The organism is Novilysobacter antarcticus (assembly GCF_019802285.1).
Classification (GTDB): domain Bacteria; phylum Pseudomonadota; class Gammaproteobacteria; order Xanthomonadales; family Xanthomonadaceae; genus Novilysobacter; species Novilysobacter antarcticus.
This window is the reverse complement of record NZ_JAIEUJ010000004.1, coordinates 195,781-215,664: the sequence shown is the minus strand read 5'-3', so window position 1 is coordinate 215,664 and position 19,884 is coordinate 195,781. Positions and strand designations below refer to the sequence as shown.

General features: G+C 67.6%; 19 protein-coding genes. 15 read left to right on the top strand and 4 right to left on the bottom strand.

The window, feature by feature from the left end; all coding sequences use genetic code 11:
• The first annotated feature begins 6 nt into the window (after positions 1 to 6).
• The 10 genes from queF (at position 7) to KZ491_RS12215 (ending at position 8,921) form a co-directional block, all read left to right on the top strand.
• On the top strand, positions 7 to 852 hold the full coding sequence (gene queF / locus KZ491_RS12260; protein ID WP_222566136.1) for an NADPH-dependent 7-cyano-7-deazaguanine reductase QueF: 846 nt from the start codon (positions 7 to 9) through the stop codon (positions 850 to 852).
• 127 nt (positions 853 to 979) lie between these two features.
• Positions 980 to 1,294 (top strand): LysM peptidoglycan-binding domain-containing protein, encoded by a 315-nt coding sequence (locus KZ491_RS12255; protein WP_222566135.1) that lies wholly within the window; start codon positions 980 to 982, stop codon positions 1,292 to 1,294.
• 36 nt (positions 1,295 to 1,330) lie between these two features.
• Entirely contained in the window at positions 1,331 to 1,819 is a 489-nt protein-coding gene (locus tag KZ491_RS12250) for a hypothetical protein (RefSeq protein ID WP_222566134.1), read from the top strand.
• Positions 1,820 to 1,945: 126 nt separating this feature from the next.
• Entirely contained in the window at positions 1,946 to 2,671 is a 726-nt protein-coding gene (locus KZ491_RS12245; protein ID WP_222566133.1) for a UPF0149 family protein, read from the top strand.
• Between the two features lie 115 nt (positions 2,672 to 2,786).
• A complete protein-coding gene (locus KZ491_RS12240) occupies positions 2,787 to 3,176 on the top strand; it encodes a YkgJ family cysteine cluster protein (protein WP_222566132.1) in 390 nt (129 codons plus the stop codon).
• A gap of 115 nt (positions 3,177 to 3,291) precedes the next feature.
• Complete coding sequence (locus tag KZ491_RS12235) at positions 3,292 to 3,678, top strand: TraR/DksA family transcriptional regulator (RefSeq protein WP_222566131.1); 387 nt, start codon at positions 3,292 to 3,294, stop codon at positions 3,676 to 3,678.
• A 163-nt stretch (positions 3,679 to 3,841) separates the two neighbouring features.
• The gene (locus KZ491_RS12230; RefSeq protein WP_222566130.1) at positions 3,842 to 6,076 is read left to right on the top strand and encodes an NADP-dependent isocitrate dehydrogenase; all 2,235 of its coding nucleotides are present in this window, start codon (positions 3,842 to 3,844) and stop codon (positions 6,074 to 6,076) included.
• Between the two features lie 154 nt (positions 6,077 to 6,230).
• Entirely contained in the window at positions 6,231 to 7,139 is a 909-nt protein-coding gene (locus KZ491_RS12225; protein ID WP_222566129.1) for a class I SAM-dependent methyltransferase, read from the top strand.
• A 7-nt stretch (positions 7,140 to 7,146) separates the two neighbouring features.
• Complete coding sequence (locus KZ491_RS12220; RefSeq protein ID WP_222566128.1) at positions 7,147 to 7,707, top strand: pseudouridine synthase; 561 nt, start codon at positions 7,147 to 7,149, stop codon at positions 7,705 to 7,707.
• Between the two features lie 101 nt (positions 7,708 to 7,808).
• Entirely contained in the window at positions 7,809 to 8,921 is a 1,113-nt protein-coding gene (locus KZ491_RS12215; RefSeq protein WP_222566127.1) for a hybrid sensor histidine kinase/response regulator, read from the top strand.
• Positions 8,922 to 8,975: 54 nt separating this feature from the next.
• Here the strand turns inward: KZ491_RS12215 and KZ491_RS12210 are convergent, their stop codons facing one another.
• The gene (locus KZ491_RS12210) at positions 8,976 to 9,419 is read right to left on the bottom strand and encodes a hypothetical protein (protein ID WP_222566126.1); all 444 of its coding nucleotides are present in this window, start codon (positions 9,417 to 9,419) and stop codon (positions 8,976 to 8,978) included.
• Positions 9,420 to 9,507: 88 nt separating this feature from the next.
• Positions 9,508 to 12,012, bottom strand: a complete 2,505-nt coding sequence (gene hrpB, locus KZ491_RS12205; RefSeq protein ID WP_222566125.1) for an ATP-dependent helicase HrpB — start codon at positions 12,010 to 12,012, stop codon at positions 9,508 to 9,510.
• A gap of 422 nt (positions 12,013 to 12,434) precedes the next feature.
• Here hrpB and KZ491_RS12200 point away from each other — a divergent pair, with 422 nt between their 5' ends.
• A complete protein-coding gene (locus tag KZ491_RS12200; protein WP_222566124.1) occupies positions 12,435 to 13,274 on the top strand; it encodes a TatD family hydrolase in 840 nt (279 codons plus the stop codon).
• A 48-nt stretch (positions 13,275 to 13,322) separates the two neighbouring features.
• Here the strand turns inward: KZ491_RS12200 and KZ491_RS12195 are convergent, their stop codons facing one another.
• Both KZ491_RS12195 and KZ491_RS12190 read right to left on the bottom strand, forming a co-directional pair.
• Complete coding sequence (locus KZ491_RS12195; protein ID WP_222566123.1) at positions 13,323 to 14,093, bottom strand: ABC transporter permease; 771 nt, start codon at positions 14,091 to 14,093, stop codon at positions 13,323 to 13,325.
• On the bottom strand, positions 14,090 to 15,118 hold the full coding sequence (locus tag KZ491_RS12190) for an ABC transporter ATP-binding protein (RefSeq protein WP_222566122.1): 1,029 nt from the start codon (positions 15,116 to 15,118) through the stop codon (positions 14,090 to 14,092). The genes KZ491_RS12195 and KZ491_RS12190 overlap by 4 nt, the downstream gene beginning before the upstream one ends.
• Positions 15,119 to 15,228: 110 nt before the next feature.
• Here KZ491_RS12190 and KZ491_RS12185 point away from each other — a divergent pair, with 110 nt between their 5' ends.
• The 4 genes from KZ491_RS12185 (at position 15,229) to KZ491_RS12170 (ending at position 19,831) form a co-directional block, all read left to right on the top strand.
• A complete protein-coding gene (locus tag KZ491_RS12185; protein ID WP_343225623.1) occupies positions 15,229 to 16,041 on the top strand; it encodes a ferredoxin--NADP reductase in 813 nt (270 codons plus the stop codon).
• Between the two features lie 235 nt (positions 16,042 to 16,276).
• Positions 16,277 to 17,809, top strand: a complete 1,533-nt coding sequence (locus KZ491_RS12180; RefSeq protein ID WP_222566121.1) for an alpha/beta hydrolase — start codon at positions 16,277 to 16,279, stop codon at positions 17,807 to 17,809.
• 70 nt (positions 17,810 to 17,879) lie between these two features.
• Complete coding sequence (locus KZ491_RS12175) at positions 17,880 to 18,626, top strand: ABC transporter ATP-binding protein (RefSeq protein WP_222566120.1); 747 nt, start codon at positions 17,880 to 17,882, stop codon at positions 18,624 to 18,626.
• Positions 18,623 to 19,831 (top strand): ABC transporter permease, encoded by a 1,209-nt coding sequence (locus KZ491_RS12170; RefSeq protein WP_222566119.1) that lies wholly within the window; start codon positions 18,623 to 18,625, stop codon positions 19,829 to 19,831. Before KZ491_RS12175 ends, KZ491_RS12170 begins: the two co-directional genes overlap by 4 nt.
• Positions 19,832 to 19,884: the final 53 nt, after the last annotated feature.

Sequence of the window (19,884 nt, the reverse complement as noted above, 5' to 3'; positions counted from 1 at the left end):
GATGCGATGACCGCCTCCGATCCCACCGCGGCTGCGCGCCCCGGCAGCGACCTCCCGCTGGGCCGCAGCGTGGCCTACCCGCGCTCGTATGATGCATCGCTGCTGTTTCCGATCGCCCGCGCCCTGGGGCGGGCCCCGCTGGGCGTGGATGCCGACGCGCTCCCGTTCGTCGGCAACGACCGCTGGCACGCCTACGAGCTGGGCTGGCTGGACGGTCGCGGCAAGCCACGGGTCGCGACCGCCACCATCACCGTGCCGGCCAGCTCGCCGCACCTGATCGAATCCAAGTCGCTCAAGCTCTACCTGAACTCCTTCAACGCCACCGCGTTCCCCAGCGACGAAGCCGTGCTCACCCGCATGGTGGCGGACCTGTCGCGCGTCGCCGGGAGTGCGGTCGAGGTGGCCTTCGGCCTGCCCGCCATGGATGCAGCGGTCGATGACGGGATCCTGATCGATACGCTGGACATCGCCGTCGACCATTACGGACCGCCGGAACCGGCCTTCATCGCCGCCGATCCTGCGCAGGTCGTTACCGAGACACTGACCAGCGAGCTGCTGAAATCCAATTGCCCGGTAACCGGCCAGCCGGACTGGGCCCGACTGGTCGTCCGCTACCACGGCCCGCAGCTCGATCGCGCCGGCCTGCTGCGCTACCTGGTCTCCTTCCGCGACCATGCCGGCTTCCACGAGCAGTGCGTGGAACAGGTGTTCTGCGATCTGATGCGCCAGGCGGGCCCCAAGCAACTTTCAGTGGAAGCGCGCTACACCCGCCGCGGTGGGCTGGACATCAACCCGTGGCGGGCGACGCCCGGTTGCCCGGCGCCGCAACCCGGACGCGACCTGCGCCAGTAGGGGCAAACGGCCCGTCCGCCGACGTGCGCAATGGATGCACCTTCGCAACAACATCACCCACCCGCGATCTGGATTTAACAAGCCGCGTGCCATCGTTCCCCTGCCCCGATGGCAGGAGTCCGATGCAATGAGCCACCCAGACAAGAAAGCCGATTTCTCCGGCGTCACCAGCAGTGTCGATACCACCGCCGACAAGGTGGAGAAGGCGGACTTTTCCGGCGTCACCTCCAGTGTGGACACGACCGCCGAAAAAGTAGGCCAGCCCTCGCCCGAGCTCTACACGGTGAAGGCCGGCGACACGCTGTCACACATCGCCAAGCACTTCTATGGCAAGGCGAGCGCCTGGAACACCATCTACGACGCGAACCGCGACCAGCTCGACAACCCGGATCGCATCCAGCCCGGCCAGGTCCTGCGCGTGCCCGCGCGGGACGATCACTGACCCCGGCTGACCCCACCCCCTCAAGGAGAATCACCTATGACCGCACCCACCATGCGTTACGCCGTCGCGACCGCCCTGATGGCTTCGCTGGCTCTGGCCGGCTGCAAGAAGGACAAACCCGCCGATAACGCGGTCACGCCGCCGCCGATGAGCACCCCGGCGCCGACCCAGCCGGCCACGCCGCCGCCGATGAGCAGCGCTGTCAGCATCACCTCGGTGACACTGGGCAAGAAGGCCGGCGCCGACAAGATGATCGAGTCGGCAACCACCGAGTTCGCGACCAAGGATCCGATCATCGTGTCCGTCTCCACCACCGGCAACAGCGGCAGCACCAAGGTCCACACCCGCCTTGTATTTGAGGATGGGCAGGTCGCCGGCGAAGAGTCGCAGTCGATTTCCACCGAAGGCATGGAAACCACCAACTTCACCTTCAACAATGCGAACGGTTGGCCGGCCGGCACCTACACCGCCGAAGTCTCCGTGGATGATGCACCGCCACGCAGCACCAAGTTCACGGTGAAATAATCCTCCTGCAAGGAGCGATCGACCCGACGGGCGCGCCGCAAGGTGCGCCCGTCGCCGTTTGAGCACGCTCGGCCGCGCCGGGCAACCGTTACCATGGCCCATCCCTGCCCGCCGTGACCTGCCGCCATGACCGCATCCGCCTATCTGTCCGACGATCAGATCGAACGCCTCGCCCACTTGCTCGAGCAACGCGCGGTGCCGTTCCGCGGCTTCAATCTGGAGGCGCTTGACGGTTATCTCACCGCGCTGGCGGTCTCACCGGCCGAGCTCGCCATGGACCAGTGGGAGCCGACCATCTGGGGCAAGACGCCGCGCTGGGACGACGCCGCCGAGCGCGCGGGCATCGAAGACCTTCTCCTCAGCCATCGCAACATGGCACTCGCCCGTGTGCGCCACGGCAACGAGACCCTGCCCGACCACCTGGCGCCGCTGCTGTGGCTGCCCGAGGACCCGGAAAACCCGGCCGAGGGCGCGCAGGCACCGCAGGAGGACGAGCTGGACGTCGGCCGGGACTGGGCGCTGGGCTTTTTCACCGCCGTTGAGCTGCAGGAAGACGCGTGGGACGCGTGGCTGGACCAGAACGACTGGATGGAGGAGATCTTCGAGCAGTTCGACCGCTTGGCCAGTGGCGAAGTCATCGGCGAAGACCCGACCCAGCCCGGCACCCCCATCGACTACCCCGAACGGCTGGGCATCATCGCCATGCTGCCCGACATGCTGGCGGACCTGCATCACCACCGCATCGAGGCGCTGACCCCGCGCGAGCCGATCCGCGCGCTTGACACACCGGAGCGCAACGAGCCCTGCCCCTGCGGCAGCGGCAAGAAGTACAAGAAGTGCTGCGGCGCGTAACAGGCGCGATTGCCCCTTCCGCTCGATCGGCGACGGGCGGAAAATAGGCGATCCTCCACCGGCGCACCTGGGCGGCCACGCGGCCGCAGCTGGACGCCACCTGCCGGCCGCTCCGATGCCGCTCCACCCCTGCCTGAGTTGCGGTGCCTGCTGCGCGCACTTCCGCGTGGCCTTCCACTGGGCTGAAACCGACCCTTTCCTGGGCGGCGACACGCCGCCGGATCTGACCGAAAAACTCGACCCGCATCGGGTGGTCATGCGCGGTACCCGCAACGGGGTAACCCGCTGCGTCGCCCTGCAGGGGGACGTCGGCGTGGCCGCCCACTGCGGTATCTACCAACAACGCCCGTCACCGTGCCATGAGCTGCAGCCAGCGTGGGAGCAAGGCCGGCCCAGTGCGCAGTGCGATCGCGCCCGCATCGCCCACGGCATGCCGCCGCTGACCCCCGAAAGCTGGAACGATCCGCCCGGCCCTGGCTGGACCCCGGTGCCGCGTAGCGCTTGAGGTTTACTCCCTCGCCGTGCAGGGCTGGGCGCTGGCGGCGCCGGGGCGGGGTCATGCCGGAATCACGTCGCGGTGGCCACACTGGTGCCAACCAGACAGCCACCGCGGGGCACCCATGAGCAAGCACAACGAGCCACTTGATCCGGACTTCATCCGCAGACAGAAGCAGCGATTGGAGGCGCTGCAGGCACAACTGCAGTCCTCGCTCGATTTGCGCCTCGAGGACGAGGTGGAGATGCAGGAAACCCGCACCAACCAGAGCCACACCAGCGGCAGCGACGCGCAGGACAGCGCCCAGCAGGACAACAACCGTGCCGTGCGCGCCCATGACCGGATGCGCCTGCAAACGGTGCATCGTGCGCTGGAGAAGATCGAGCAAGGCACCTACGGCCAGTCCGAGCAGAGTGGCGATCCGATCCCGCGTGCACGTCTGGAAGCGATGCCTTCCGCACTCTACACGGTGGCCGAAGAGGAAGTGCGCGAGCGCAAACAGGGCATCTAACGGACGCAGAGCGGCAACGCCGTCTTTGCCCCGGTCGCCGCACGGGGCGACAATAGCCGGTCCGATGGCGCCACACGCGCCGGACCGGTGCCGCCGGTGAACGTCTGCCGCCGCGCTCCGCGCAGCCGCGTTCATCGTCCCCCTCCCCGACCACGAGAGCCCAATGTCCGATACCCCCAAGATCATCTACACCCTCACCGACGAGGCGCCGATGCTGGCGACGCAGTCGCTGCTGCCGATCGTGCAGGCATTCACCGGTACCGCCGGGATCGCCGTGGAGACCCGCGACATCTCACTGGCGGCGCGCATCCTGGCGCAGTTCTCCGACGTGCTCGGCGATGCGGCGGTCAGCGACGACCTGGCCGAACTGGGCGCGCTGGCCACGAAGCCGGAAGCCAACATCATCAAGCTGCCCAACGTCAGCGCGTCCGAGCCGCAGCTGAAAGCCGCGATCCGCGAGCTGCAGCAACAGGGTTTCGCGTTGCCGGACTACGTCGACGAGCCGAGCACCGATGCCGAGCGCGATGCCCGGAGCCGCTACGACCGGGTCAAGGGCAGCGCGGTCAACCCGGTGCTTCGCGAGGGCAACTCCGATCGCCGCGCGCCGCTGGCGGTCAAGAACTACGCCAAGAAGCACCCACACTCGATGGGTGAGTGGAAGCAGTGGTCGCAGACCCACGTCTCGCACATGCAGCACGGCGACTTCTACCACGGCGAAAAATCGCTCACGCTGGACCGGGCGCGCGACGTCAAGATGGAGCTGATCACCGCCTCGGGCAAAACCATCGTGCTCAAGCCGAAGGTCTCGCTGCTGGACGGCGAGATCATCGACTCGATGTTCATGAGCAAGCAGGCGCTGCTGGAGTTCTACGAGCGCGAGCTCGACGACTGCCGCGAGGCCGGGATCCTGTTCTCGCTGCACGTGAAGGCGACGATGATGAAGGTCTCGCACCCGATCGTGTTCGGCCACTGCGTGCGGATCTACTACAAGGACGCCTTCGCCAAGCACGGCAAGCTGTTCGATGAGCTGGGTGTCAACGTCAACAACGGCATGGTCGACCTCTACGAGAAGATCAAGACCCTGCCGGAGTCGATCCACGACGAGATCATCCAAGACCTGCACGCCTGCCACGAGCACCGCCCCGCGCTGGCGATGGTGGATTCGGCCAAGGGCATCACCAATTTCCATTCGCCCAGCGACGTCATCGTGGATGCCTCGATGCCGGCGATGATCCGTGAGGGCGGCAAGATGTGGGGCGCGGACGGCAAGCCGCACGACAGCAAGTGCGTCATGCCCGAGTCGACGTTTGCCCGCATCTACCAGGAGATGATCAACTTCTGCAAGTCGAATGGCGCCTTCGATCCGCGCACGATGGGCACCGTGCCGAACGTCGGCCTGATGGCGCAGAAGGCCGAGGAGTACGGCTCGCACGACAAGACCTTCGAGATTGCCGAAGCCGGTGTCGCCAACATCACCGACCTCGCCACCGGCGAGGTGTTGCTGAGCCAGAACGTCGAAGCCGGTGACATCTGGCGCATGTGCCAGGTCAAGGACGCACCGATCCAGGACTGGGTGAAGCTGGCGGTCAACCGTGCCCGCAACTCCGGCATGCCGGCGGTGTTCTGGCTGGACCCCTACCGTCCGCACGAGAACGAGCTGATCAAGAAGGTCAACAAGTACCTGAAGGATCACGACACCGAGGGGCTGAAGATCTCGGTGATGTCGCAGGTGCGCGCGATGCGTTTCACGCTGGAGCGCGTGGCGCGCGGGCTGGACACCATCTCGGTCACCGGCAACATCCTGCGCGACTACCTGACCGACCTGTTCCCGATCCTGGAGCTGGGCACCAGCGCGAAGATGCTCTCGATCGTGCCGCTGATGAACGGTGGCGGCCTGTTCGAGACCGGTGCCGGCGGCAGCGCGCCCAAGCACGTGCAGCAGCTGGTGCAGGAAAACCACCTGCGCTGGGATTCGCTCGGCGAATTCCTCGCCCTGGCCGCCTCGCTGGAACATCTGGGCCAGCGTTACGACAACCCGCAGGCGCTGGTGCTGGCGAAGACCCTGGACGAAGCCACCGGCACCTTCCTGGACCAGAACAAGTCGCCCTCGCGCAAGGTCGGTGAGCTGGACAACCGCGGCAGCCATTTCTATCTGGCGATGTACTGGGCCCAGGCGCTGGCGGCGCAGGACGAGGACGCCGGGCTGAAGGCGGCGTTCACCCCGCTCGCGCAGGCCCTCACCCGGGACGAGGCGAAGATCGTGGCCGAGCTCAACGGCGCGCAGGGACGTGCGGTGGAGATCGGCGGTTATTACCACCCCGACCTCGCCAAGCTGGCCAGTGCGATGCGTCCCAGCACGCTGTTCAACGAGGCACTGGCGAACCTGCCGCGGCGCTGAGCCGGCCGGACTGATGGCTGGCGGGACCTGCACTAGCGGGCCCCGCCCCGTCGACACCACCGCCGCGACCTGTTCCCCGGCGGCCCTGAAACAGGCCGACCGCGGGTTTGCGCTAGGCTGCGGTCTGCCCTGTCCCATTCCGTGGAGTCGCCCCATGAACGATCGCCTTCCCCTCACCCTGCTCAGCTACGCACTCGCGCCGTTCCTGCTGCTGGCCTGCACCGGCGAGCCGGCAGCGAGCGGCGCCGACGCGGGCTCGGCGAGCCGCGCGGACACCGCCACCGCAACGGATGCGCGCGCCGCGTCCGATGACCATGCCGGCTTGCAGGCGGCCGTTGCGGGCGCCTGGCGCAGCCCGGAGGACATCGCCCGCGACACCTACCGCCACCCGCTGGAGACGCTGGCATTCTTCGGCCTGCAGCCGGACCAGACGGTGATCGAAATCACTCCGGGCGCGGGCTGGTATGCACAGATCCTCGCGCCCTATCTCCACGAGGACGGCAACTACGTCGCCGCCGTGGTGGATCCGGCCGTGTTGCCCGAGGGCGGTGGACGGGATTACCAGCAACGGGCCAAGGACCAGCTGGAGGCGACCTTCGCCGCGGCGCCGGCGCAGTTCGACCGCGCCAACATGGTTGCCTACGATCCGAGCGCACCGGTACTGGGTAGCCCGGGCACCGCAGACGTCGTACTGACCTTCCGCAACGTCCACAACTGGCGCAAGTCCGGTCAGGCGCCGGGCATGTTCGAGGGTTTCTACACGGTGCTCAAACCCGGCGGCACCCTGGGCGTGGTGGAGCACCGCGCCGCTGCGGATGTCGCCGATGACGATGGCAGCGGTTACGTGGGCCAGGCGCAGGTGATAGCGCTCGCCGAGGCCGCGGGTTTCACGTTCGAGGAGGCCAGCGAGATCAACGCCAATCCGCGCGACACCCGCGACCACCCCAACGGCGTATGGACCCTGCCGCCCAGCAACAGCGTCAGCGAAGGTGACGATGGCGCCAAGTACCAGGCCATCGGCGAAAGCGACCGCATGACCCTGCGCTTCCGAAAGCCCGGCTGAGCGATCATTGCTGATCGCGTTCAACAAGCCATTCCGCGTCCTGTGCCAGTTCACCGACAGCGCCGCGGACGGGCCTGCGCGGGCGACATTGGCGGGGTTCGGGCTGCCGGCTGACGTCTACCCCGCCGGGCGCCTTGACTACGACAGCGAGGGATTGCTGCTGCTTACCGACGACGGCCGTCTCGCCCACCGGCTTACCGATCCCCGCCACAAAGCGCTCAAGACCTATTGGGTGCAGGTGGAGGGCACGCCCGATGAGCGGCAACTGGCTGCGTTGCGGGCCGGCGTGGAGTTGAAGGACGGGCCGACCTTGCCGGCGCAGGCGCGGAACATTCCGCCGCCGTCCCTGTGGCCACGCGATCCGCCGGTACGTTTTCGCAAGACCGTGACCGATGCGTGGTTGGAGCTGCAGATCCGCGAGGGCCGCAACCGCCAGGTCCGGCGGATGACCGCCGCGGTCGGCCTGCCGACGCTGCGGCTGGTCCGCGTTGCCGTCGGTCCGCATCAACTGGGCCCGTTGCTGCCCGGACAGTGGCATGATCTGGCTGCGGGCCCCCGTCACAGCTGAACTGTTAAGGCGGTTCATCTGCCGAATTCAGCTTTTCGTGGTTTGCTATCGCTCCCAAGAAAGGCCGTGCCCCGGGGTGGGCGCGGCATCAGGACAAACGAATGACCCCTACCCAGACCGGTCTTGGCAACATTCTGGTCGTCGATGACCAGTCCGCGAATCGTCGCGTCGTCAGCACCTTGTTGACGCGCGAGGGGTATGACGTGGTGTCCGCAGGCTCGGGCGAAGAAGCCCTCGCCCGTTACGACGAAGCCCAGCCCGATCTGGTCCTGCTCGACATGATGATGCCCGGCATGGACGGCTTTGAGGTCATGGCCGCTCTGAAGGAGCGGGGCCTGGGCGTGCCGGTGGTGTTCGTGACCGCCGCGCATGATCGCGACCTGCTGCTGCGCGCATTCGACGCCGGCGTTGTCGACTACGTGACCAAGCCGTTCCTGCCTGAGGAGCTGATCGCGCGGGTCAACGCCCACGTGGGCCTGAAGCTGACCCGCGACCGCCTGGTGCGGGTCGCAACCGAGCGCCAGGAACTGGTCAACCTGGTCGCACATGACCTGAAGAACCCGCTGTCGAGTGTGTTGTTCGCCAGCGATATTCTGCGCAATAACGCGGTCCGCGCCGAGCGGATACCGCGTTATCTGGACATGATCTACGAAAGCGCGAGCGATGCGATCGGCTACATCCGCCACTACCTGGAGACACAGGCAGGCGCATCACGCGACGTGTGCGAGGCAACCGACTGTGCGGACCTGGGCGCAACCCTGCAGTGGCTGGCAAATCGCTACGAATTCCAGCTGGACGCCCAAGGCATCGATCTCACCGTGATTGAGCCGCCCGCCGGGACCCTGGTGGCCATCAATGACCGCGTGCTGCGCCAAGTGGCGGAGAACCTGGTCAGCAATGCGATGAAGTACGCGCCCAATGGGGAGCTTCTGCTGTCAGGACGACCGGGCGCGCCCGGCTACTGGCAGCTGGTCGCAGCGGACCGTGGCCCCGGAATTCCCGCCCATCAGCAACGTGAGCTGTTCAAGCCTTTCAGCCGTCTGGGCCCAGCCGAAGAGGATGGCGTATCCAGCGGGCTCGGCCTGTCGCTGGCCAAGCAGATCGTTGCCAACGCCGGCGGTCACCTGTGGTACGAGGACCGTGACGGCGGGGGATCGGTGTTCGTGATCGAACTCCCCGTCGCGGTCAAAGCACCGACGCCGCTGCCCGCCTGATAGCGGGACAGCTCCGCGGCCCGAACGCCGGGCCACGATTCCTGGCGTGACGGGCTACGCGATGCGCGGGGTGACGCTGCTCGCGTCGTCGCGGTCATCCTTTCGGGTTTCGGTGATCGGCTCGTCGCGGGCAGCGGTGACGTCGACCCGCCGCGACCGGCCTTCCAGCAGCCCACGTTCGGCCTTCTGCGCGCGGCGATGGGCGGCGTACCAGAGCAGTCCGGCACCCGCCAGAGCCGCCACCGCGATGCCTGGATTGCGGCGCACGAACACGGTCGCAGTGCGGCCCGCAGTCTTCATCGCGCCCAATGCCACGCCCGCCTCCAGCAGACCGCCGGCACGCGAGGGCAGCGCATTGCGCACGCGGTTGCCCACGTTGGATGGGAGCGCATGGCGGATGCGATCGCCTACGTTGGACGGCATCGCGTTGCGGATGCGATCGCCGACATCGTTGGCCAGATCAATTGCGCGGTCGGGAAGTCGGTCGAATTTGCTCATCGTCGATGCCTGAAAGTGGGGGAGACACCGAGTATCGGTGTCTGGCCGTCGAAACCACGTGATACCTGGCAACACGCGTCCCCGCGGTTCAGGTGCCGCGTGGTTTGGCCCGATGGGTGGCGGTCGCAGTCCAGGGGTCCATTGGCCAAGGATGGCGCGGGTAACGCCCCTTCATCTCCTTGCGGACCTCCGGGTAGGTACGCTCCCAGAAGCCGCGCAGGTCGCCGGTGACCTGCAGCGGACGCCCGCCGGGTGACAACAGGTGCAGGGTCAGCGGCACGCGGCCGTTGGCGATCGCCGGGGTGTCGGCCAATCCGAACAGCTCCTGCAGCTTGACCGCCAGCACCGGTGGCACCGGCTCGCCGGTAGCGTCATCAAAGGCGTAGTCGACGGGCCGTTGCAACCCGGACGGTACCGCGATGCGTACCGGCGCGGCCTCGTCGATGCTGTTGCGCTGGGACCACGACACGTGGCTCTTGAGGGCGTCGGCCAACTCGCCTTCGCTCAAGGCATCCAGCCGGCTCTTGCCTTCGAGAACCGGCAGCAGCCAGGTGTCGATGCCGGCCAGCAACGCGTCATCGGCCAGGTCCGGAAGCTCCAGCTCCGGGCGCCACACGCGCAGGCACCGTACCCGTGCGCGCCATTGTCGAAGACCTTCGGTCCATGGCAGGGAGTCGAGCCCGAGCTGGCGCACCGCGTCCGCAAGCGCGGCCGGGTACTGCGAGCGGTCCCGGGTCGCCAGCGGCCTGCTGTCGAGCAGGATGCGGTCAAAGCGGCGCTCGCGTACGGCGCTGATGCGGCGCGCGTCCGCGTCCCAGAACACCCGGTCGGTTCCCCGGAAATGCGCCGCCCAGTCACGCTCCAGGCGCTGCGGATCCAACGGCGCAGCGCGCAGTACCCGTGCATCGCGGCCCTCGTCGCGCAGTTCGTCGATCGCCAGCCAGGGTTCGCCGAACAACACGCTGTCGTCCATCAACCGTGCGCTGCGACCGTTGGCCAGCTGGTAGCGCCACGGATCGCTCGGATGCTGGTGGGCGATGCGGTCCGGGTAGGCGTGGGCGAGCAGGTCTCCGAGCAGATGGGCGGGCGCATCGACCGGCGGCGTGGCGTTGCAGCGCAGCCGCCGACGCCATTGCCGGGCGGCCTGGTCGATGGACGCCAGCGCGCTGCGCGGGGCATCGCCACCGAGACGATTGCGGCGGAAAGCGGACAGGGCCTGCCAGCGGTCAGCCAGCGCGTCGCTGCGCGAGCGCAGCGGATCGCGCGATTCCAGCAGCGCGGCCAGATCACAGGCGATAGCGCGCTCGCTATCACCGGCGGCGGCCAGCAGCATTGTTGCAAGGCGCGGGTGGGTGCCCAGCTGCAGCATCCGGCGACCATCGGCGGTGATGGTGGCGCCGTCCAAGGCACCCAGGGTGCGCAGCAGCTCGCGGGCTGCTGCCAATGCGCCCGCGGGCGGCGGGTCGGGAAAGCGCAGATCCGGGTCGCCCCAGGCCGCCAGTTCCAGTGCCAGCGAGGCCAGCTCAACCTGGGTGATTTCCGCACGCCGCTGCGGCTCCAGGCGCTGCGACTGCGGCCATAGCCGGTACGCCCAACCCGACGCAACCCGCCCTGCCCGGCCGGCGCGCTGGTCGGCGGAGGCCTGCGAGACCAGCACCACGTCCAGCCTGGGGAAGCCGCTGTTGGGATCGGATCGCGGCTCGCGGGCCAGTCCCGAGTCGATCACCACGCGCACACCCGGCAGGGTGACGCTGGACTCGGCGACGTTGGTGGCCAGCACCACCCGCCGGCGCGCCTCCGCCCCGGGCTGCAGCACCCGCGACTGCTCCTCCACCGGCAACTCGCCGTGCAGGGTCAGCACGTCCACGCCGGGATCGTCGATCTGCCGGTCCAGCACCTGGCGCGTGCGTGCGATTTCGCGCTGGCCGGGCAGGAACACCAGCAGGTCGCCCGGATGCGATGCCAGCGCATGTACGACCGCACGGCCGACCTGATGCTCAAGGCGCTCCTCGCGGCGCGCCGGGAAGTGGCCGATCTCCACCGGATGGCCGCGCCCGGCGCTGGACAGACGCGGGGCATCGAGGAATCCCGCCAAGCGCTCGCCGTCGAGCGTGGCCGACATGACCACGATGCGGAGGTCATCGCGCAATGCCGTCTGCACGTCCAGAACCAGCGCGAGGCCCAGATCGGCAGCCAGATGGCGCTCATGGAACTCGTCGAAAATCACCGCGCCCACGCCTTCCAGGGTCGGATCGTCCTGGATCATCCGGGTCAGGATTCCCTCGGTGACGACTTCGATGCGGGTGACCGCGGAGACCTGATGGTCGAAGCGGATCCGGTAGCCGATGGTGGCGCCGATGGCCTCGCCGAGCTGTGCAGCCATGAATCGCGCCGCCGCGCGCGCCGCGACCCGGCGTGGCTCCAGCATGATGATCCGGCGCCCCTGCAGCCACGACTCGTCCAGCAACGCCGGCGGCACCCGAGTGGTCTTGCCGGCGCCCGGCGGCGCTTCCAGCACCAGTCGGGGATGCTGGGCGAGGCTGTCGCGGATCTGCGGCAACAGGACATCGATGGGAAATTCGGTGCGGCTCATCTGGGCACAAGGATATGGGGCGCACGGCGGGATTGCGCGAGAGATGTGGCGGCGGAAAAGCAGGGCGTGCAGCGACGAGTGCAGCGCCTGCCGGGTATCCCGATCAGTCGCTCCACGATATTCGCTTGGTGATCGGGACACCCGGCAGGCGCCAGCGGAACCTCTCGGTGGCTGATGGAAAGATCAGATACCTGGTCGGGAAGGAAAGTCGTCATGCTCAAACCCCGTTGCGGCGTCCGGGCGGGTGGTTGCGTAGAGCGGGCAGGGATGTCCGCGGCGGCGAGTCGGGCAGGAATCCCGACCGAGCCGAGAAGCAACTGCCCCCCCGGTCGGTGCCCCTCCCGAAGCCCGCGCCCCTGTTGTTGCTGTTGCTGTTGCTGTTGCCAATGCCGACCACCGTGATGTCGCCTAGAATCCGCGGCATGGATTTGATCGATATCGGCGCCAACCTCACCCACGAGTCTTTCGACCACGACCGCGACGCGGTGATGCAACGCGCGCGCGACGCGGGCGTGGTGCAGATGGTGGTCACCGGCGCGAGCCGCGAGCACTCGCCGCAGGCTCTCCAACTGGCCCGCGCCCACCCCGGCGAGCTGTTTGCGACCGCCGGCGTACACCCGCACCACGCCAGCGAGTACACCGCCGAGTGCGACGCCGAGATACGCGCATTGCAGCAGCATCCGGAAGTGGTCGCGGTGGGCGAATGCGGGCTGGACTACTTCCGCGACTTCTCGCCGCGCCCGGCCCAGCGCCGTGCTTTCGAGATGCAGCTGCAGATCGCCGCCGATTTCGCGGTCGACGGCGTGGGCAAACCGCTGTTCCTGCACCAGCGCGACGCGCATGCGGACTTCATGGGCGTGATGGGCGAGTTCGATGGCCGCCTGGGCCCGGTGGTGGTGCACTGCTTCACCGGCAGCCGCGAGGAGCTGTTCGACTACCTCGACCGCGACTGGCACGTGGGCATCACTGGTTGGCTGTGCGACGAGCGCCGGGGCTTGCACCTGCGCGAGCTGGTGAAGAACATCCCGGCCAACCGGCTGATGATCGAGACCGACTCGCCCTACCTGTTGCCGCGTACGGTGCGACCCGCGCCCAGCCACCGCCGCAACGAGCCGATGTACCTGGCCCATATCGTCGAGGAGCTCGCCCGCGACCGCGGCGAAGACGTGGGGGTCACCGCTGCGAACGCGACCCGTACGGCGCGGGAATTTTTCCGCCTGCCCGAACCGGTCACGCCAGCCGCGCGCCCCGCGGAAGAGTGACTCCGGCCCCGCCGGCGCAATGCCGGGGTCTGTGCCGAGAAGCCCCGGTCAGCTGCGCAGGCCGATGCCGCGTTTGAGCAGCCACAGGCTGAGCGTGGCCAGCACCGCCACGAACGCCAGCATCAGCGCGTAGGCGATCCACAACGGCACGTCGCTGACACCCAGCAGGCCATAGCGGAACGCGTTGACCATGTAGAAAATCGGGTTGGCATGGGTCGCCGTCTCCGCCCAGTCCGGCAGCAGCTTGACCGAATAGAACACGCCGCCCAGGTAGGTCAGCGGGGTCAGGATGAAGGTCGGTACGATCGCCACGTCGTCGAACTTGGTCGCAAACATCGCATTGACGAAGCCGGCCAGGGCGAAGATCGTCGCGCCCAGCAATACCGTGGTCAGGGTCACCAGCGGGTGCGGAATGTGGACGTCGGTGAACAATGTCGCGATCAGCAGCACGATCGCACCGACCGCCACGCCGCGCACCACCGCGCCACTGACGTAACCGGCCAGGATCACCCAATCAGGCATCGGGCTGACCAGCAGTTCCTCGACGAAGCGGCTGAACTTCGCGCCGAAGAAGCTCGAGGCGATGTTGCCGTAGCTGTTCTGGATCACGCTCATCATCACCAGCCCGGGGACGATGAAATCCATGTAGCCGATGCCATCCATCTGTCCGATCCGCGAGCCGATCAGGCCGCCGAAAATCAGGAAGTACAGCGTCATCGTGATCGCCGGCGGCACCAGGGTCTGGGCCCAGATGCGCAGGATGCGGTGGATCTCGCGGCGGGACACTGTCCACAGCGCGACCAGGTTGGGGTGGGTCATTCGGACTGCTCCGGACGTGCGGTCATGCGCACGAACAGTTCTTCCAGGCGGTTGCTCTTGGTGCGCATCGAGCGCACGCGGATGCCGGCGGCATCCAGGGCGACGAAGATGTGGTTGAGGTCCATCTCGCGCGGCATGTCGATGTCCAGCGTGTGCGGATCGCGCGCCCGCAGCGTCGCACCCTCGATCACCGGCAGGGTCGCCGGCAACGCCCCGTCGGTGTCGAGTACGAAGCCCTGCACGTCCAGCTCCGCCAGCAGCGAGCGCATCGGCCCACTGGCGATGATGCTGCCGTGGTCGATGATCGCCAGGTTGCGGCACAGGTGCTCGGCCTCCTCCAGGTAATGCGTGGTCAGGATGATCGTCGTGCCCGAGGCGTTGATCTCCTGCAGCGCGTCCCACATGCCGCGGCGGATCTCGATATCGACCCCTGCGGTGGGCTCGTCCAGGATCAGCAGGCGCGGCCGGGTCATCATTGCGCGGGCGATCATCAAGCGGCGCTTCATGCCGCCCGAAAGGGTGCGGCTGGTCATCTGCGCCTTGCTCCACAGATGCGCACGTTTCAGCTCGATCTCGGCGCGCTCCAGCGCCACCTTGCGCGGCACGCCGTAGAACCCGGCGTAGTTGACCAGGATATCGATGGGTTTTTCGAACAGGTTGAAGTTCAGTTCCTGCGGCACCAGGCCAATCAGGCGCATCGCCTCGCTGCGGCGACGGGTGATGTCGGTGCCGAAGATCTCCACCGAGCCCGAGGTCAGGTTGACCAGCGAGGACACGATGCCGATCAGGGTGCTCTTGCCGGCGCCGTTGGGGCCCAGCAAGGCGAAGAAATCCCCTTCTGCGACATCCAGCGACACGCCCTTGAGCGCCTCGACCCCGTTGCCGTAGGTCTTGCGCAGATCGGTGACGCGCAGCGCAGGAACTGCCGTCGAACGCGCCGGGTCGTGCCTTGCGGGGCTGGCGCTGGCGGCAGCGGAGTTTGGTGTTACAGGGTCGGAATTGGCACCCACCGGGTGTTGGGACATCTGGCTCGGGCCCTTTTTCTGGTGCCGACGCGCGGGAAGCCGCGTGGCTATCCCGGTAGTATAGGCGCCTTGGTGGCCGCGCTCCGGCCACGGAGTGTTCCGCCGGCAGCGTGCCCCGGTGGGCCGTCCACCGTCCAAACAAGGTCCGATGCCCTGTGGCAGTCCAGCAGTTTTCCCTGAATCTCGTCTCCCGTCGCATGGTTGCCCCGCAAGTGGGCCATTACGTCTTCGCCCGGGGCGACGGCCAGCCGCTGCCGTTCATCCCCGGCCAGTTCATCCAGGTGCATTTCGAGTACGCCGACGGCACTGCGGCGCGGCGCAGCTATTCGCTGGCGACGATTCCCGACCCTGTGAAGGGTCCGGACGACCTGGTCGAGATCGCGGTCAGCTATGTCCCCGGTGGCGCCGCCACGGCCCTGTTCGAGAGTCTGGAGATTGGGGATTCCATCAACGCCACCGGCCCGTTCGGCCGCTTCTGCCTGATGCCCAACGACAACAACCAGCGCTACCTGATGATCGGGACCGGCACAGGCGTCACACCGTACCGGGCGATGCTGCCGCTGCTGGAAAAGGCGATTGCCGAGCGCAATGTCCAGGTCGTGCTGCTGTTTGGCGCGCGCAACCCCGCCGAGCTGCTCTACGGCGACGAGTTCCGCGAATTTGCCAACCGCCACCCGGACAACTTCCGCTTCCTGCCCTGCTTCTCCCGCGAGCTGCCCGCGCCGGATTCCCCGCACGCCCATGCGGATGTTCGCCACGGCTACGTGCAGCAGTTCCTGCCCGAGTTCAGCCCCGATCCGGAGACCGACATCGCCTACCTGTGCGGCAACCCGGACATGGTCGACACCTGCGCCGATGCGTTGCGCGAAGCCGGCCTGCTGCCGCGCCAGATCCGTCGCGAGAAGTACGTCTCGTCCAAGTAGGTCGGCCGATCCCGGCGGGACGGCCGCGCCCGCAAACGGCGCGCCTTGGCTGCCAGGCCAACGGCGCGTCGCTGCCCCTGAGTCCCCGGCAAGCATCAAGGGCGCCTGGGACGTGTCACGTTCTGCGTGTCGGGCGCGTCTATCATCCTGACCGGGGTGCAAACAGGCGTGTCGGTCCCAACGCGCCGGGCGCGGCACCGGACTCATCCAACGCTTCCTTAAGCAGGGGAAAACCATGCGAAACACAGCGACATTGATCGCCGCGGGGGTGCTGGCGGCTGGCCTCGCCGCGTGCCAGCCGGCGAGCGTGCCCTCGGCACAAACACAAGGTCCCGGTCAGCCCGCGGGCACGAATCATTTTGGCAACATCCCGTTTGAGCCGTGCTCCCTGACCAGCCTCGACGGCGGGAAGAGCACCGAAGCCAACTGCGGCACCCTGCAGGTCGCCGAGGATCCGGCGAAGCCGGAAGGTCGCACGATCGACCTCAACATCGCCTGGTTGGCGCCGGCCAATGCAGGCGGTACCGAGGACCCGGTGTTTTTCCTCGCAGGCGGGCCAGGCCAGGCGGCGACCCAGCATGCGGCTTCCGTCACCCGGATGTTGGGTGCGGTGGGCAAGCAGCGCGCCATCATCCTTGTCGACCAGCGCGGCACCGGCCAGTCCAATCCGCTGGACTGCCGCGGCGCGGATGGCGCCCCACTGCCGCTGGATGTGATGAGTGAACCCAGCGAAGAAGAAGCCATCGCCTACACACGCCAGTGCGTGCAGGGCCTGGAGGGCCGCGCCGATCCGCGCTTCTATACCACCAGCGACGCCGTGCGCGACCTGGACGCGGTGCGCGCCGCGCTGGGTGTGGAAAAGATCAATCTGGTCGGCGTGTCCTACGGCACCCGCGTCGCCCAGCAATATGCAGCGACCTATCCCCAGCACACCCGCAGCGTCGTGCTTGATGGGGTGGCGCCCAACGAGCTGGTGGTCGGCGGCGAATTCGCCACCACGCTGGAGGAAGCGTTGCGCCTGCAGTCTGCCCAGTGCCGGCAGATCGACGCCTGCGCTGAGCGCTACCCGACCGACATGCGAGAGCAGTTGCGCACCGTCATGCAGACGCTCCGCGCAGCGCCGGTCGAAGTCGATTACCGCGACTCACGGACCAATCTGCCGCGGCGCGACACGATCACCGCCGATGCGGTCGGCAGCCTGGCCTTCCTGTTCTCCTACCTCCCGCAGACCGCGTCGCTGCTGCCATTAACCATCGACGAGGCGACGCGCGGGCGTTACGCACCCTTGATGTCGCTGGTGCAGATGAGCGCGGAGCAAATGCAGGGCCAGATGAGCCGTGGCATGCAGTGGTCGGTGGTGTGCAGCGAGGATGCATCGCGCTACGTGGCCGATCCGGATGCCGCCGCGACGATCATGGGGGCGGAACTTTCCGAGGCCTTTTTTGCGCCCTGCGCGCAGTGGTCGCACGGCGAAGCGCCGGAAGGCTTCCACAAGCCGTTTACCTCCGAGGTGCCGGTGCTGTTGCTCTCCGGCGAACTGGATCCGGTCACGCCGCCGCGCTACGGCGAACAGGTCGTCGCGAACCTGCCCAATGGCCGCCACCTGGTGCTCAAGGGCCAGGGCCACAACGTGTCCGCCATTGGCTGCATGCCCAAGCTGCTGGGCCAGTTCGTGGAAACCGCCGATGCGAAGGGATTGGACGCCAGCTGCCTGGACAACCTCAGCTACGTGCCGCCGTTCGTCAACTTCAACGGGTGGTCGCCGTGACCGGGGCCGGCGCGCCGCGCCTCAACCGCATGCCGGTCCCGAACCGCCCTTCGCACGCATGGAGCCGCTCATGATCACCGCTGAGAACCTGCACAAAGGCTTCAAGACCAAGTCCGGCACCGTCAAGGCGGTCGACGGCGTGGACTTCACCGCGCTGGATGGCCAGATCACCGGCTTGCTGGGGCCGAACGGCGCCGGCAAGACCACGACCTTGCGCATGCTTTACACCCTGATGCAGCCCGACGCCGGCTCGATCACGGTCGATGGCATTGATGCGGCGGCCGACCCGGCCGCCGTGCGCCAAGTGCTGGGCGTACTGCCGGACGCCCGCGGCGTGTACAAGCGCCTGACCGCGCGCGAGAACATCGCCTACTTCGGTGAGCTGCACGGCCTGGGCGCAGCCACCATCGCCGAGCGCACCCGGGTGCTGTCGGCCGCGCTCGACATGGAGGAGATCCTGGACCGCCAGACCGACGGCTTCAGCCAGGGCCAGCGCACCAAGACCGCCATTGCCCGCGCCCTGGTGCACGACCCGCGCAATGTCATCCTCGACGAGCCCACCAACGGCCTGGATGTGATGACCACCCGCGCGATGCGCGGCTTTCTCAAGCACCTGCGCGACGAGGGCCGCTGCGTGATCTTTTCCAGCCACATCATGCAGGAGGTCGCCGCGCTGTGTGACCGCATCGTCATCATTGCCAAAGGCAGGGTGGTGGCCGCAGGCAGCGCGGACGAGCTGCGCGAGCAGTTCCACGAGACCAACCTTGAGGACGCCTTCGTCAAGGCGATCGGCAGCGACGAGGGCCTGCACGCATGAGCACGAAATCCCGAAATCGGCGCGTGGGCGCCTTCGCGGCCGTGTGGACGGTGATGCGCAAGGAGCTGCGCGACTTCTCCCGTGACCGCCGCACCCTGCTGTTGACCCTGCTGCTGGCGCCGTTGCTCTACCCGGTGCTGCTGCTGGGCATGGGGGCGCTTGCGGAAAACCGCGCCAAGACCCAGCTGGACAAGGAACTGGAGGTGCCGGTGGTGGGGTCGGAGCGGGCGCCGAATCTGGTCGCCTTTCTCGCGACGCTGGGCATCAAGGCCATCGACCCACCGGCCGACCTGGTTGCCGCGGTCCGCGCGCAGGACGTCGATGTCGCCCTGGAGATCGATGAACACTACGCTGCCGATTGGGAGGCCGGTCGGCCGGCCCGCGTCGATCTGGTCATGGACAGCACCCGGCGCAACGCCGAGATCCCGGTCCAGCGGCTGCAGCAGGCGCTGGCGGGCTACGGCAACCAGGTCGGGGCACTGCGTCTGTATGCGCGCGGCATCGACGCCTCGATCATGAGTCCGGTGGCGCTGGGCAGCCGCGATCTGGCAACACCGGAGGCGAAGCGCGGCCTGATGCTGTCGCTGTTGCTGCCCTACCTGCTGATCCTGATGGCTTTCCTGGGCGGCGCCTACCTGATCCTGGACGCCACGGCCGGCGAGAGGGAGCGGCAGTCGCTGGAACCGTTGCTCGCCACCCCGGCTCCGCGTGGAGCGATCGTCAGCGGCAAGATTGCGGCCGCGTGCGCGGTCGGCCTCGTCTCGCTGGTGCTGGTCCTGCTGGCCTTCAAGCTCAGCGCGCAGTTCGCCGGCACCATGGCCCAGATGCTCGACGTGCGCTTCGCGGCGATCGCCAAGCTGCTGGTGATCCTGTTGCCGATGCTGTTCCTGGGCACCACGCTGCTGACCTTCCTGGCCGCCAGCGCCAAAAGCATGAAGGAAGCCCAGAGCCACATGACCTGGCTGATGCTGCTGCCGATGCTGCCGATCCTGGTGCTGGCCGTGAATCCGATGAAGTCGGAGCTGTGGCAGTACGCGATCCCCTTTCTGGGGCAGAACCAGATGATCCTGAAGGTGATCCGCGGCGAGTCGATCGGAGCCGATGCGTGGGCGGTGTATCTTGCCGCGGGCGTCGGCCTGGCGGCCATCCTGTGGGTCGCCGCGGTGCACCGTTACCGGCAGGAGCGGCTGGCGATCTCGGGCTGAGCCTGCGAGCCCGGCCGGTATCACCTGGACACAGAAAACCCGGCCTCGGCCGG